Genomic DNA, 14519 nt, shown 5'->3' on the forward strand with positions numbered 1-14519 from the left:
GAAGGGTAGTAATAATAAAATGAAAGTTAATGCTTTTTTCTTAAAGAAGAAAGTGAAACAAGATTTAAAGGAGATTTTTCAATGAAACTCGCAACAACACTTACCATTTTAGCTCTTGCTTTTATAGTAACAGTTATCCTGGCACCAATTAGTATTCCACTTCTTCGTCGTCTAAAGTTTGGGCAAAGTATTCGAGAAGAGGGACCAAAATCACATATGAAAAAAGCTGGTACACCAACAATGGGGGGAATCATTTTCTTAATATCCATCCTCGTAACAACTGTTGGTGTAGGTAGCTTTTTAGATTTATTAACGACACAGACCGTAGTACTTTTATTAGTATTAGCAGGATTCGGCTTAATAGGTTTATTAGATGATGGTTTAAAGGTTGTATTTAAAAGAAATTTAGGTTTAACCTCTCTTCAAAAATTGATTGGTCAAATTGTTATTGCTATTCTTGCGTATTTCCTTCTACATGTAGGATCGTTTGATACAACGTTAGCTATTCCATTTACGGAGTGGACTATTGATCTAGATGTATTCTATGTAGCCTTTTTAATTTTTTGGTTAGTAGGCTTCTCCAATGCAGTGAATTTGACAGATGGACTAGACGGGCTAGTGGCGGGTACTGCCTCCATTGCCTTTGCAGCATTTGGTGTTATTGCGCTATTCCAAAGTCAGGCAGATATTGCACTATTTTCGTTTGCAGTAACAGGTGCTTTATTAGGCTTTTTATTATTTAATGCAAATCCTGCAAAGGTATTTATGGGGGATACGGGGTCATTAGCATTAGGTGGAGCATTAGCTATGGTATCTGTCTTAGTAAAAGAAGAATTCTTGCTTTTACTAGTTGGCTTAGTGTTTGTGATCGAAACACTTTCCGTTATTTTGCAGGTAGGTAGCTTTAAGCTTCGAAAAAAGCGTATTTTTAAAATGAGCCCTATTCATCATCATTTTGAATTATCCGGTTGGTCAGAATGGAAAGTAGTGCTTGTCTTCTGGTCAACTGCCTTAGCAGTAGCATTAATTGCAGTCTTATCGGAGGCGTTCTAATGAAAAACTATACAGATTTACAACATAAAAAAGTACTTGTGTTAGGTCTAGCAAAAAGTGGTGTGGCCGCTGCTGAAATTTTACATGAGCTTGGTGCATTTGTAACAGTAAATGATTCAAAACCATTTGATGAAAGTCCAGATGCACAAGGGCTCTTACAGAAGGGGATTACAGTTATCTGTGGTCGCCATCCTGAAGATTTACTTGATGAAGGCTTTGAGTTAGTGGTAAAAAATCCAGGTATACCTTATAGCAATCGAATTGTGGCTGATGCCCTTAGTCGAGAGATTCCAGTCTGGACAGAGATTGAGCTAGCTTTTTTAATTAGTGATGCACCATTTATTGGTATAACAGGCTCAAATGGCAAAACAACGACGACAACTTTAATATTCGACATGTTAAGTAACGGAAGTAAAAATCCTTTAATTGCTGGAAATATTGGGACAGTTGCTTGTGGCGTCGCAAAAGAAGCTAATCAAGATGACATCATTGTAACAGAATTGTCTTCTTTCCAATTGATGGGGATTAAAACGTTTAAGCCTAAAATTGCTATTTTGACGAATCTTTATGATGCGCATCTAGACTATCATGGAACATTTAATAACTATGCTGAAGCGAAGTTTGGCGTAACTCGTAATCAAGATGACAGTGATTATTTTATTTATAATGCCGACCAACCGATAGTGGTTGGATATGCAGCACAATCTCATGCACAGAAGATTCCATTCAGTTCGAAGGGGCGTACTGCAAATGGAATTAGTGCAGATGATACAACAATTTATTGGCAAGGTGAACCATACATGGATCGCGCGAACATTGCCTTGCCTGGTAAGCATAATTTAGAAAATATCCTAGCAGCCGTGGCAGCCTGTATTTTAGTTGGCTGTGACAAAGAGAAGATGGTAGAGGTTTTAGCGACATTTGGTGGAGTTAGACACCGTACACAATTCGTACGTGAATGGAACGGTCGTAAGATTTACAACGACTCTAAGGCAACAAATTGCTTAGCGACAAAGAGTGCTTTAGATGCTTTCCAAGCTCCTGTCATTTTACTCGCAGGTGGCTTAGATCGTGGACATTCTTTCGAAGAGCTTCGCCCTTGTATGAGTCATGTAAAGGGTGTTGTTGCGTTTGGAGAAACTGGCTTACGATTTGTAGAATTTGCAAAATCGTGTGGTGTCCAACATACCGTCATTGCTCAAAATGTAGAAGACGCTGTTCAATATGCAGCACCGATGTCTGCAGAAGGAGATGTTATTTTACTATCTCCAGCATGTGCAAGTTGGGATCAATATGACAGCTTTGAAATACGTGGAGATGTTTTTATTGATGCTGTAATGAAGCTGTAATGAGCCTGTAACTATTTTAGAATATACTTGACTTGGAAGGATGGCATTACTGAGAGGTAAAGAAAGCTACTTATTGCTCGTCACAACTTTGATGCTATCAATAATCGGCATTATTTTCGTCTATTCTGCAGGTACCTATTGGAGTGCCGTTCATTATAGTGGAAAAATGCCGTTTTATATGAAGCAAAGCGTATACTTTGTGGTAGCCATTGTCGTATTTTTAATCACGATTCGATTAAATATTTTGAGAGAGCAGTCCTTTTGGAAAATGGCCTATATATTTTCGTTAATTTTACTCGTTCTCGTCCTGATTCCTGGTATAGGATTAGTGCGAAATGGTTCGCAAAGCTGGATTGGTGTAGGTCCATTAACAATACAGCCGGCAGAGCTAACGAAAATTACCGTCATTGTGTACTTGAGCCATATATTAGCCCAACATAAAACGGGCACTCCTGTTGTTAACTGGCGACATGGTTTTATCCTGTTACTTCCTGTTGTTCTTATCATGTTGCAGCCGGATTTTGGCTCAGTATTTATTCTCGTTGTATCTGTGTTTTTATTGTTTTTTGTCGCTGGCTATCCTCTAAAATTATACGCCATGATTATGCTAGCTGGTGTCGCTGGATTAGTAGGTCTCATAGCGACAGCGCCATATCGTCTAAAGCGTATAGAAGCATTTCTTGATCCATGGGCTGATCCCTTGGTTAGTGGGTTCCAAGCGGTGCAATCTTTAATGGCTATCGGTCCAGCAGGGATTTTTGGGCATGGCTTTGGACAAAGCCGCCAAAAGTTTCTGTATTTACCAGAGCCTCAAAACGATTTTATTTACGCCATTATTTTAGAAGAAGTCGGATTGATTGGTGGCCTCGTTATTTTAGTGCTTTTTGTACTAACGATCTATGCAGGCTATAGATTTGCTGTACAGGCTAAAAACCGAACGTCCTATTATGCGATTATCGGGCTAGTCACAATGCTTATGGTGCAGGCTTTTCTAAATATAGCCGTAGTAATAGGTTTAGTGCCAGTAACGGGTGTCACATTACCTTTTATTAGCTATGGTGGAACATCTTTAGTAACAATGTGGTTAATAATAGGTATTATTTATCAATTAGCGAAATAAATATAAAGGAGGAGTACTTTTATGGAGAAAGTAATTGATATAGAAGAACGCATACCTACGCTAAAAAAGCGACGAAAAAAGCGTACAAACCGGAAATTTATAGTGCTAATATTACTTTTCTTTATTGTGTTAGCAGTACTCCTTTATTTTCAATCTCCATACAGTAACATCAATAAAATCACTGTCAATGGTGCGAAGCTAGCGAATGACCAATATTATTTGGAGGCAAGTACTCTTGCGCCAGGAAAATCAATGTGGAGTTTCAAAGTGGAAGATATTGAACAGATTTTATTAAAGGATAAATGGGTAAAAGAAGTACAGGTTAACCGTAACTGGTTACAAGGCGTAACAATTGATATTAAAGAATGGAAAAAAGTTGCGTACTTAGCTGGGGATGGGACTTATTATCCTTTGCTAGAAAACGGCAAGCGCTTTGAACAAACGGGAAATGATACACCCATTGATGCACCTGTTTTTATCGGGATAACTGGTGAAAAGACAATTAATAAGCTTGTTGAACAGCTAGCACAATTAAAGCCCGAAGTATTAGCTTTAATTTCACAGGTTAACACGAATAGTAATGAAGCTAATCCAAATGCAGTCAAGCTTTATATGAATGATGGCTACGAAGTACGTGCTGTTATTCAGACACTAGCGGAAAAGTTAAATTACTACCCCTCTATCGTCGCACAAATTGCTAACTTAGAAAAAGGTGTGATTGATTTAGAGGTCGGTTCATACTATCGTCCTTTTAACGAGGAATACAACAAGATTAGTATTGACATGGAAGTAAATGCAGATGGTGAAATGGTTAACCAGGAAGTGACAGAAGATGAACAACAAGAAGACGAATAGCAAAGGTAGTTTTTTTACTAGAAAACAATTCGAATTACTAATTGTTTGTGTAACAACAGGATTTATCATCGGCTATTCATACAACCAGGCGAAAGATAATCGAGAAGCAGGCACTATTAATTCTGAGCTTTTTGAGCAAGAAGATTCTTATCGTGAGGAGCTAATCACTCAACAAGAGCGCAATAAAGAACTTACGGAAGAACTAAATCATTTACAAGAACAAATTCGGAAGTATGAAAAATCCTTTGCTTCAAACGAAAAGGACTACAAGAAGCTTGTTGAGCAAGCAGAAGATTTACGGCTTTTACTCGGTGAACTAAAGAGTGAGGGGAAGGGCATACGCATAACCCTTCAAGATGGAGACTATGATCCAAAATCCTTAAATCCAAATGACTATATTGTCCATGAAAGTCATGTATTTAAATTGTTAAATGAACTAAAAATTTCAGGCGCGCAAGCTATTGCTATTAATGGACAACGTGTATTAGCGAGTTCTTATATTCGCTGTAATGGCCCAGTAATAACAATTGATGGTACACAACATCCAGCTCCGTTTGTAATCGAAGCGGTTGGTGATTCAGATACATTAATAGCTTCTTTAAACTTAAACGGGGGCGTGGTGGATCAATTATTAAATGACAATATTGTTGTGTCACTTGAAGAAAATCAGAAGCTTACCATGCCAAAAGTAAAAATAGAAAGTTAGGACAAGTTCTATACTTTAAACTTCATGTTTAATTTAGCCTTCAGTTATATAGTCGATTGTAGAAAATTATACAATTCAAAGTCGTATTCTGAGGGGCATACGATACGTCTAGGAGGGGCTATTTTGAAAAGAAATATGTACACCCGAATAACGATCGTGCTATTTATTATCGGTTTGATGATAGCGGTACAATACAATACCATACAAAAACCAGCTGAGCGAGATACACGAGATATTTGGGCAATAAGAGAGGAATTAGCACAAGAAAAACAAAGACATTCCGCACTACTGGCAGAAATTCGCTCACTTCATGAAGTAGTGGATCGCTATGAGCAATCTGAAAAAGTAAATCAGCAAGCAGCTTTAAATGAAACATTAAATCGTTTAAAGCTACAAGCAGGATTAACAGAAGTTATAGGGCCAGGTGTTGTACTTCGAGTTGAACCTGCACCTGAACTGATAGAAATGGGCTATGAAATTAAAGAGATTTCACCCGATTTGTTAACTCAATTATTGAATACCCTTTTTAAGAACAATGCTACTAATGTCTCAATTGATGGTAATCGGGTAGTACAAACAACAGCCATACGGGATATTAATGGTAAGACAACAGTAAACAGTATACCACTGTCTTCGCCTTCATTTGAGATATTTGTTGGGACAAGCGATTATAAAGCAGCACAAAAAATGTATAATTCCTTGCAGGCCTCAACATTTATAGACTCATTTTATTTAGACAATTTTAATTTAGTAATTGAAGAACCAATTGAACAGTTACAAATTCCAGCATTTGATCAGCCGTTGACAAATGATTATTTAGCAGAGGTAAAAAAAGGAGATTAATATATGTGGCTACCATTTTTAGGTTTGGTATTTGGACTTGCCCTTGGCTTGTTAACAAATATACAAATCCCCTCTATGTATGAAAATTATCTGTCAATAGCTGTTTTAGCAGCTTTAGATACATTATTTGGAGGTATTCGTGCTCAATTACAGCAAGTTTACGATGATAAAGTTTTTGTATCAGGATTCTTTTTTAATATAGTTCTAGCAGCAGGATTAGCTTTTATAGGAGTGAATTTGGGGATAGATTTGTATTTAGCAGCGATTTTCGCTTTTGGAGTACGTTTATTCCAAAATATAGCAATTATTAGGCGTATATTACTAACTCGGTTAGATGAGAAACGTCACAAGCGGAAAAAAACTTCCATAGAATGAGAGAAAAATTGACCAAAATACTCGATTTGCTTAGACATTATGCCAAATTTACAATAGAATGAAAACAAGAGCATTTTTCAAGGAGGTGCAGCGAATTGAATCAGCAAGATTTATACATTTCCCTTGATATTGGGTCCTCCTCTGTCAAGGTATTAATAGGTGAAATGAGTGACGGGCAATTACATGTAATTGGCGTCGGAAATGTAAAGTCGAATGGAGTTCGAAAAGGTGCAATTGTTGATATTGATGCAACAGTACAATCTATTCGAAAAGCAATAGAACAGGCCGAACGAATGACTGGTTATCAAATCCATGAAGTCGTTTTAGGCGTTCCAGCTAACCAGACGATGTTACAGCTAGTTAAAGGTGTTGTCGCTGTAAATAGTGAAAATAGAGAAATTACAGATGATGATTTAGACAGAGTGGTAGAATCTGCACAAGTCATGTCAATACCTCCTGAACGTGAATTAGTTAACATCATTCCAAGACAGTTTATTGTGGACAACCTTGATGAAATTAAAGATCCTCGTGGTATGATTGGCATCCGTCTTGAAATGGATGCAACAATGATAACGACATCCAAAACGCTTTTACACAATGTTCTTCGCTGTGTTGAGCGAGCGGGTTTAAGTATACGAGAAATATATTTGCAGCCATTAGCATCAGGCTACTTTGCATTAACAGAAGATGAAAAAAACCAAGGAACTGCCTTTATTGATTTAGGTGGCGGATCTACAACAATTGCAGTTTTTGAAGAGGGGTTATTAACGCATACGGGTGTCATACCAGTTGGTGGTGATCATATAACGAAAGATATTTCAATCGTTTTAAAAACACCAACAGAACAAGCAGAACAAATTAAACACCAGTTTGGACACGCCTTTTATGATGACGCATCAGATGACGAACTCTTTGAAGTGCCTGTCGTGGGTACAGATTCTACTGATCAGTACAGCCAACGTTATATATCGGAGATTATCGGTGCTAGATTAGAAGAATTACTAGAGTTAGTTATAGATGAATTAGCACGTTTAGGTGTTAGAGATTTACCAGGCGGTGTAGTTTTAACTGGTGGTGTTGCAAAGCTTGAGGGGATTGCCCAATTAGCACGTCAAATTCTACAAACGCGTGTTAGAATCTATACACCCGATTATATCGGTGTTAGAGAGCCTTCATTTGCGACGGCAGTTGGACTTATTCGTTACGCCTATTTAGAAGATGATTTTTACGGTAAAAGTACGAATACGCAGCCTGTTGAATATGCAGTTGTAGGGGCTCAACCAGCTATAAGCAAAAAGCAAGAGTATTCTGCACCTTCAGAACCAAAAGAAAGCGTAATTGGGAGAGCAAAAAAATTATTTGATAAGTTTTTTGATTAACTAGAATGCGTAATGAATGATACAGAGTCGAGTTACCGTGGGAGGAAAAAGAGATGTTAGAATTTGATACAAGTGTTGATGAACTTGCAGTAATAAAGGTCATAGGTGTTGGTGGCGGCGGTAACAACGCTGTCAATCGAATGATAGAACATGGTGTACAAGGTGTTGACTTTATCGCAGTTAACACGGATGCTCAGGCATTAAATTTATCCAAAGCGGAAGTAAGGCTACAAATTGGGGCTAAATTAACGCGTGGATTAGGTGCAGGTGCAAATCCAGAAGTAGGAAAAAAAGCTGCTGAAGAGAGCAGAGAACAGCTAGAAGAGGTTTTACGAGGCGCCGATATGGTATTCGTGACTGCTGGTATGGGCGGCGGAACGGGTACTGGGGCAGCTCCAGTGATTGCACAAATTGCACGTGAATTGGGAGCCCTAACAGTAGGTGTTGTCACACGTCCATTTACTTTTGAAGGTCGTAAACGTCAAACACAAGCAATCGGTGGAATTGGCGGTATGAAAGAAGCAGTAGATACACTGATTGTGATACCAAACGACAAGCTACTACAAATAGTTGATAAATCAACACCAATGTTAGAAGCCTTTAGAGAAGCCGATAATGTATTACGTCAAGGTGTACAAGGTATTTCAGATTTAATTGCTACACCTGGTCTTATTAACTTAGACTTTGCAGACGTGAAAACGATTATGTCCAACAAAGGTTCAGCCTTAATGGGAATTGGTATTGCAACAGGTGAAAACAGAGCTTCTGAGGCTGCAAAGAAAGCTATTTCAAGTCCATTGCTTGAATCATCCATTGATGGTGCTAAAGGTGTCCTTATGAACATTACAGGTGGTTCAAATCTTAGCTTATTTGAAGTACAAGAAGCAGCAGATATCGTAGCTTCTGCATCAGATGAAGAGGTAAATATGATTTTCGGTTCTGTAATTAATGAAAATCTTAAAGATGAAATCATTGTCACAGTTATTGCGACAGGCTTCACAGAGGAAGCTTTACAGCAACAACGACCTACAGCAAAACCGACACTTAATATGAACAGACAATCTGCTCCACAGCAACAAGCACCTATTCGTGAACAACGACAAGAAATGCATGTTCAACATGAGCAGCCACGTCAAAATCAGCAAAATTATGCACAGGATGACATGCTTGAGGTTCCGGCATTTTTACGTAACCGCAAAAATCGTGGTTAATTAACTTCTAAAAAGCTCGTATTTTACATATGTAAAATACGAGCTTTTTATATTGACTGCTATGATGTTCAAATGTGTAAGGAAACCATGTTTTTTGTCAAAACATTTTTAGGAAATGATGCGATTGTTTGACAATATTTGTGGGAGTAACGTGCTAACTTTGTAAGTAGGAGGCGGCTGTTATGTATGGAGAATGGCTGGTGCTCATTAATACGCTTTTTAATCTAGCGATACTCACGTTTACGGCAAGAGTAACAGGAGTCCTTGTAAAAAATTCAAGATTATTAATGAGTTCTATTTGTAGTAGTTTTGTAGCTGTCATTGGCGGTCAAATGCTGTGGACGACAATTCTTAGTTTTATATTGTTAATTGGTATAGCGTTTCACTTTAAGATTCGAAGCTTTCAGAAGCAAGGACCTATTGTGTTAACAGCAACGATCGTTATTGGCGGATTGTTAACAGCACTACAACCTTTTTTAAAAAATCTTTCTTCCACCCATTTCATTATGATTTGCTTTTTGCTTGCAGTTTTAAATCTTATTGCATTTTATAAGCAATGGGGTTTTGTAAAGTTAGAACGCTTAAGTGGTCAATTTGTATTTGATACAACTTTAACAATCTTTGGGGCAAAGATACCACTTTCTGCCTTTGTAGATACAGGAAATCAAGCCATTGAGCCATTATCAGGAAAGCCGGTTCATTTTGTTTCCTATACTGCTTTGAGACCACATTTACCTTCAGCGTTCCGGGAATCATTAATGGAATGGCAAGAAACAGATCCGTACAATGTATCTATGTTTTCAGAAGATTATCAGCGTTATATACGATTTATTCATGTCAATACAGTACAGCAGCAAACCGTTGTCCTTGGTTTTCGCTTTGATGAGTGGCATATAAAGGGGGAGCCTTCGCAAGTGAAAATGAATGAATATATCGTATTAACCAAAAAAGCTAAAAATTTTCCACATAGCACAGCAGCAATTTTACATTTTTCAGCGCTTTCAAATAACTCATAGAGGGGGAGAACTATTGCTTCTTAGGCTACTTGCTAGCTTGAAAAAATTATGGAGTAAGTTTCGGAGTCGTGAAACGTACTATATAGGGGGAAATGATTCATTGCCAGTGCCATTAAGTCGAGAAGAAGAAGTTACAGTCATTGCATCCTTTATGAATGGTGATTTACGAGCTAGAGACACACTAATTGAACGTAATTTACGTCTTGTTGTTTATATTGCTAGACGTTTTGATAATACGGGAACGCCAATCGAAGACTTAATCAGTATTGGCTCCATTGGTTTAATAAAAGCAATTGAGACGTTCAATACGGATAAAAATATTAAGCTTGCAACATACGCATCACGCTGTATTGAAAATGAAATTTTAATGCATTTACGAAAAACAAGTCGTATGAAGGGTGAAGTATCCTTAGATGAGCCACTAAATTCTGATGCAGATGGAAATGAATTATTACTGTCAGATATTTTAGGAACAGAAGAGCATATTATTTTAGATAATGTGGAGAAAAAAATTGAACGTCAGCATATGTTCCACGCTATTAATTTACTAGGTGCGCGTGAACGTTATATTATGGAATGTCGCTTTGGTCTCAATGGAAAAGTTGAAATGACACAAAAAGAAGTTGCAGATCATTTAGGCATATCGCAATCATATATTTCCCGTTTAGAAAAGAAAATTATTCAAGATTTACGTGAAAATTTAAATCAACCAATTTCTTAGAAAGGGAAATTTATCCTACCTAAAATTGGTCGCAGCTTTTGTGCATATTCTTGTTTCTCTCGGACAAACTGATGTCACGGTTTAGTCAGAGAATAACATCCGGAGGAATCGAATATGCGAACAAAAGTAGATCTTTGCGGCTTAGATACATCGACTTTGCCAATTCTAAAGCACGAGGAAATGAAGGAACTCTTTATCCGATTACAAGCTGGAGAAACAGAGATTAGAGAAGAGCTTGTGATGTGCAATTTAAGGTTAGTGCTTAGTATTGTCGGTAGATTTGCCTATAGAGGTGAACAGGCAGATGATTTATTTCAAGTAGGCTGTATTGGCCTCATGAAAGCCATTGATCATTTTGATTTAAAGCATAATGTACGATTTTCGACATATGCTGTACCAATGATTATTGGTGAAATTCGTCGCCATCTGCGTGATCATCATGCATTACGTGTATCTCGCTCTCTAAGAGATATAGCTTATAAGGCAATGCAGGCAAAAGAGCAATGGATAACCGATAATTTGCGAGAACCAACGATTGAAGAAATTGCCGAGATGATTGACATGAAAAAGGAAGACGTTTTATTTGCTTTAGATGCCATTCAAGATCCAGTTTCATTACAGGAACCCATTTATTCAGATGGCGGAGATGCTGTTTATATGATGGACCAATTACGTGATGATGATGTATCAGAAGATCAATGGGTTGCCTATGTGTCGGTAAAGGAAAGCTTGCAAAAGCTAGATGAACGTCAGCAAATGATCGTTGCCAAACGATTTTATTATGGAGAGACCCAAACTGAGATTGCCAAAGAACTTGGGATTTCTCAAGCACAAATTTCACGTCTTGAAAAAAATGCAATTGAAACAATGCAAAAAGATTACAAATAAAAAAATGCGCATCGTATAATTCGGTGCGCATTTTATCTTCATTCAATGAACAAATGATACATAAATATAAAGTAACAGCAAAGTTTGATGGTAGTAGAAATGTTTATACGAAAGTAAACAATAGAGGAGGTATGTCATTGCGTTTTTCGATGTTACAACAAAAAGAAGTCATTGAAGCAGGAAATGGACGATTTATAGGCTTTGTCATAGATGCTGAAGTATCAAAAGAAACAGGCTATGTGACAGCATTTTTGATTGCAGAGCCTCGCAAATATCTTGGTTTTTTTAAAGGTGAAGAGTCTGTGAGAAAAGTGTATATGAAGGATGTGCTTGTTGTTGGTAAGGATGTCATTTTAGTCAAAGCCCTTTCCTAAGACATAGGCACATTAAAATTGTGAGAATTGTATGCTGACATAGGTCAGGCTATTCATTGATAAATCAAGCATTGCTTGTTACAATAAAAGAAACTATTGTTGTAAAGTTGGGAAAAACAGTGACAAAAATCTTAACAAATTTAAACAAGCTAAATGATTTAATAACAGCAGCAGAAAAAAAAGGGAATCGTGAGGGCGAAAAAGTCCAAATAATTGCCGTGACGAAGGAAGTTTCTGTTGAAAGAACACAAGAAGCAATTGAAGCAGGGCTCACTCATTTAGGAGAAAACAGACCAGAGGGCTTACATCGTAAAATTACTGAGATACATGCTAATGTTCATTGGCATTACATTGGGTCGCTTCAAACACGTAAAGTAAAACAAGTGATTAACAGCATTGATTATTTACACTCCTTAGATCGTTTGAGTTTGGCAGAAGAAATTGAAAAAAGAGCCGAACAACCTGTTAAATGTTTTGTACAAGTAAATATTTCTGGTGAAGAATCAAAACATGGTTTAACTATCGAAGAAGTTTTGCCTTTTGTAGAAGCATTAAAAGGTTTTACTAAGATTCAAGTTGTAGGTTTAATGACTATGGCACCAAACACCGAAAACGAAGCAATTATTCGCTCTGTTTTCAAGCAATTAAAACAATGTCAACAGCAAATAGCCGAGCAAGGATTCGCACACGCACCTTGTACCGAGTTATCAATGGGCATGTCTAATGACTTTGAAATTGCGGTAGAGGAAGGGGCTACTTTTGTTCGAGTCGGAACGGCTCTTGTTGGAAATGAAAGAGGGGAACAGGATGAGCATGAAAAATAAGATTAAAAACTTCTTTTACCTTGAAGAAGAATTAGAAGAAGAAATCACGCAAGCTCCTATTCAGCAACAACAACCCATACAACAACAGCAACCGATTCATTCAGTTAAGCCAAAAAAAATGATGAAAGAACGCAAAGCACCTATTCATGAAATCATGCCACAAAGCACAGCAACTCCTAATAACATTGTCAGTTTGCAGGCAGCTATGAGTTCTAAGGGAGCAAAAGTTGTTTTAATAGAACCGAGAGTTTATGCAGAAGCACAAGATATCGCAGAGCATTTAAAAAATAAACGTGCAACAATTGTCAATTTGCAACGTATCGAAAGAGAACAAGGTAAACGCATTATTGATTTTTTAAGTGGCACAGTCTATGCTCTTGCTGGAGATATTCAACGTATTGGTAAAGATATCTTCCTTTGTACGCCAGATAATGTAGAAGTGACTGGTGAAATTACAAACTTTATTTTAGACGATAATTAATAGCGAGGATTGTAGTTTATATGACTTTTTTTATTATACTTGGTTATGTATCATTAGCATTTAAGATTTACTCATTCATGCTAATTGCATATATCTTAATGTCTTGGGTGCCTGCCGCTCAAAATTCAGCAATTGGTCGCATGCTTGAAAAAGTTTGTGAGCCATATTTAGGTATTTTTAGGAAATTCATTCCGCCTCTTGGTATGATTGATATTTCGCCAATTGTGGCCATCTTTATGCTGAATTTTATAGAAAGAGGGCTTTATATAGTCATTCAGAAAATATATTTTATGTTCGCTTAGAAGTAAATCCTCACGTTTTGGTGGGGATTTTTTATTTATTTTAATTTTCTATGCTACTAAAGCGACTAATAAAAAATTTTAAAACAATGACGTCCAAACGTCATTAATTGGGAATACTAAGTTTCCAACTAACAAAGCAAAATGGAACTAGTGAAAGAGGAGACAACAAGATGGAACACTTAATCCAGCATTTTCGAAAAGATGAACAGCCCTTTATTGAACAGGTAATAAGCTGGCAGCGTGAGGTTGAAGATCGTTATGCGCCTAAGCTGACAGATTTTCTTGATCCAAGACAACGTTTTATTGTGACATCGATTATCGGGCAAAATGATACCCTAAAAACTGCATGCACAGGTTTATTTGAAGAGGCGGAGAGGCAGCGTATGCTTATTTTTCCTACTTACTATGAAGCAATAGAAGAAGACTTTCAGTTAGTGGCATTTACGATTCAATATCCAGTGAAATTTGTTCAATTACGACATCCTGATGTTTTAGGTGCGTTGCTTTCATTAGGTTTAAACCGTGGCAAATTTGGTGATATTCGTGTAAATGATCAGCAGGTGCAATTCGTTGTAGCTCAAGAGGTAGCAGAATATGTTCGGTTACATTTAACAGGTATTGGTAAAGTTAAGGTGCATATTGAGTCTTTAAAAGAAGCGGATTCCCTTATTGTAAATGAGGAAGAATGGTTGGAGGAATCTCATACAGTATCTTCCATGCGCTTAGATGTAATTATTGCGACTGTATTAAATGTATCACGCCAAAAAGCTCAAGCTTTAATTACTGGGAAAAAAGTTCGTGTAAATTGGACAGAAAGAGATACAGTTGCTTTTGAATTACAAGAGGGAGATATTTTATCGATACGTGGAAGTGGTAGGGTGAAAATTATTATGACTGAAGGCCGAACAAAAAAAGATAAAATCCGTCTTCAAGTCGGTCGATTGGCCCAAAAAAGCTGAAAGTGAAGTAAATTTCATTAATTTTTACTGCTAAGTTGTCGGAACAATTGTATAATAGGAATT

General features: G+C 37.2%; 17 protein-coding genes. All 17 read left to right on the forward strand.

The genetic code is table 11. From position 1 onward, the window contains the following. The first annotated feature begins 81 nt into the window (after positions 1–81). The 17 genes from mraY (at position 82) to NYE73_RS04640 (ending at position 14456) form a co-directional block, all read left to right on the forward strand. The gene (gene mraY / locus NYE73_RS04560) at positions 82–1053 is read left to right on the forward strand and encodes a phospho-N-acetylmuramoyl-pentapeptide-transferase (protein ID WP_048394663.1); all 972 of its coding nucleotides are present in this window, start codon (positions 82–84) and stop codon (positions 1051–1053) included. Next, positions 1053–2402, forward strand: a complete 1350-nt coding sequence (murD, locus tag NYE73_RS04565) for a UDP-N-acetylmuramoyl-L-alanine--D-glutamate ligase (protein ID WP_054549860.1) — start codon at positions 1053–1055, stop codon at positions 2400–2402. Before mraY ends, murD begins: the two co-directional genes overlap by 1 nt. 40 nt (positions 2403–2442) lie before the next feature. Next, positions 2443–3522 carry a putative lipid II flippase FtsW gene (gene ftsW / locus NYE73_RS04570; protein ID WP_048394659.1) on the forward strand — a complete coding sequence of 360 codons (1080 nt, stop codon included), beginning with the start codon at positions 2443–2445 and terminating at the stop codon, positions 3520–3522. A gap of 21 nt (positions 3523–3543) precedes the next feature. Continuing rightward, entirely contained in the window at positions 3544–4377 is an 834-nt protein-coding gene (locus NYE73_RS04575) for a cell division protein FtsQ/DivIB (protein ID WP_048394656.1), read from the forward strand. Next, positions 4355–5083 (forward strand): DUF881 domain-containing protein, encoded by a 729-nt coding sequence (locus NYE73_RS04580; protein WP_048394654.1) that lies wholly within the window; start codon positions 4355–4357, stop codon positions 5081–5083. The genes NYE73_RS04575 and NYE73_RS04580 overlap by 23 nt, the downstream gene beginning before the upstream one ends. 123 nt (positions 5084–5206) lie before the next feature. After that, on the forward strand, positions 5207–5926 hold the full coding sequence (locus tag NYE73_RS04585; protein WP_036077135.1) for a DUF881 domain-containing protein: 720 nt from the start codon (positions 5207–5209) through the stop codon (positions 5924–5926). 3 nt (positions 5927–5929) lie between these two features. Continuing rightward, positions 5930–6301, forward strand: coding sequence for a small basic family protein (locus tag NYE73_RS04590; protein ID WP_048394651.1), 372 nt, complete (start codon positions 5930–5932; stop codon positions 6299–6301). A gap of 95 nt (positions 6302–6396) precedes the next feature. Continuing rightward, the gene (gene ftsA, locus NYE73_RS04595; protein ID WP_004224856.1) at positions 6397–7680 is read left to right on the forward strand and encodes a cell division protein FtsA; all 1284 of its coding nucleotides are present in this window, start codon (positions 6397–6399) and stop codon (positions 7678–7680) included. 53 nt (positions 7681–7733) lie between these two features. Further along, positions 7734–8891: a cell division protein FtsZ gene (gene ftsZ, locus NYE73_RS04600; protein WP_004224858.1), complete on the forward strand. Its 1158-nt coding sequence runs from the start codon at positions 7734–7736 to the stop codon at positions 8889–8891. Positions 8892–9073: 182 nt separating this feature from the next. Then, on the forward strand, positions 9074–9907 hold the full coding sequence (locus NYE73_RS04605) for a sigma-E processing peptidase SpoIIGA (protein WP_054549862.1): 834 nt from the start codon (positions 9074–9076) through the stop codon (positions 9905–9907). Between the two features lie 13 nt (positions 9908–9920). Further along, positions 9921–10628, forward strand: coding sequence for an RNA polymerase sporulation sigma factor SigE (gene sigE, locus NYE73_RS04610; RefSeq protein ID WP_009373518.1), 708 nt, complete (start codon positions 9921–9923; stop codon positions 10626–10628). 114 nt (positions 10629–10742) lie between these two features. Beyond that, positions 10743–11516: an RNA polymerase sporulation sigma factor SigG gene (sigG, locus tag NYE73_RS04615; RefSeq protein ID WP_004227313.1), complete on the forward strand. Its 774-nt coding sequence runs from the start codon at positions 10743–10745 to the stop codon at positions 11514–11516. A 53-nt stretch (positions 11517–11569) separates the two neighbouring features. Then, positions 11570–11890, forward strand: a complete 321-nt coding sequence (locus NYE73_RS04620) for a PRC-barrel domain-containing protein (RefSeq protein WP_259955583.1) — start codon at positions 11570–11572, stop codon at positions 11888–11890. Between the two features lie 119 nt (positions 11891–12009). Then, positions 12010–12714 (forward strand): YggS family pyridoxal phosphate-dependent enzyme, encoded by a 705-nt coding sequence (locus tag NYE73_RS04625; protein WP_308339961.1) that lies wholly within the window; start codon positions 12010–12012, stop codon positions 12712–12714. Further along, positions 12698–13195, forward strand: a complete 498-nt coding sequence (locus NYE73_RS04630; protein WP_004227319.1) for a cell division protein SepF — start codon at positions 12698–12700, stop codon at positions 13193–13195. Before NYE73_RS04625 ends, NYE73_RS04630 begins: the two co-directional genes overlap by 17 nt. Before the next feature lie 20 nt (positions 13196–13215). Further along, the gene (locus NYE73_RS04635) at positions 13216–13497 is read left to right on the forward strand and encodes a YggT family protein (protein ID WP_004227322.1); all 282 of its coding nucleotides are present in this window, start codon (positions 13216–13218) and stop codon (positions 13495–13497) included. 170 nt (positions 13498–13667) lie between these two features. Further along, positions 13668–14456 carry a YlmH family RNA-binding protein gene (locus tag NYE73_RS04640; protein ID WP_004227327.1) on the forward strand — a complete coding sequence of 263 codons (789 nt, stop codon included), beginning with the start codon at positions 13668–13670 and terminating at the stop codon, positions 14454–14456. The last annotated feature ends 63 nt before the right edge of the window (positions 14457–14519 follow it).

This window comes from Lysinibacillus sp. FSL K6-0102 (assembly GCF_038003545.1).
GTDB classification, from domain to species: Bacteria; Bacillota; Bacilli; order Bacillales_A; family Planococcaceae; genus Lysinibacillus; species Lysinibacillus capsici.

Coding starts and splice junctions, on each gene's coding strand:
- NYE73_RS04580 (WP_048394654.1), top strand. CDS start 4,355: ATGAACAACAAGAAGACGAATAGCAAAGGTAGTTTTTTTACTAGAAAA.
- NYE73_RS04635 (WP_004227322.1), top strand. CDS start 13,216: ATGACTTTTTTTATTATACTTGGTTATGTATCATTAGCATTTAAGATT.
- NYE73_RS04590 (WP_048394651.1), top strand. CDS start 5,930: ATGTGGCTACCATTTTTAGGTTTGGTATTTGGACTTGCCCTTGGCTTG.
- NYE73_RS04575 (WP_048394656.1), top strand. CDS start 3,544: ATGGAGAAAGTAATTGATATAGAAGAACGCATACCTACGCTAAAAAAG.
- NYE73_RS04605 (WP_054549862.1), top strand. CDS start 9,074: ATGTATGGAGAATGGCTGGTGCTCATTAATACGCTTTTTAATCTAGCG.
- NYE73_RS04620 (WP_259955583.1), top strand. CDS start 11,570: ATGATACATAAATATAAAGTAACAGCAAAGTTTGATGGTAGTAGAAAT.
- sigG (WP_004227313.1), top strand. CDS start 10,743: ATGCGAACAAAAGTAGATCTTTGCGGCTTAGATACATCGACTTTGCCA.
- murD (WP_054549860.1), top strand. CDS start 1,053: ATGAAAAACTATACAGATTTACAACATAAAAAAGTACTTGTGTTAGGT.
- NYE73_RS04640 (WP_004227327.1), top strand. CDS start 13,668: ATGGAACACTTAATCCAGCATTTTCGAAAAGATGAACAGCCCTTTATT.
- ftsZ (WP_004224858.1), top strand. CDS start 7,734: ATGTTAGAATTTGATACAAGTGTTGATGAACTTGCAGTAATAAAGGTC.
- ftsW (WP_048394659.1), top strand. CDS start 2,443: ATGGCATTACTGAGAGGTAAAGAAAGCTACTTATTGCTCGTCACAACT.
- mraY (WP_048394663.1), top strand. CDS start 82: ATGAAACTCGCAACAACACTTACCATTTTAGCTCTTGCTTTTATAGTA.
- NYE73_RS04630 (WP_004227319.1), top strand. CDS start 12,698: ATGAGCATGAAAAATAAGATTAAAAACTTCTTTTACCTTGAAGAAGAA.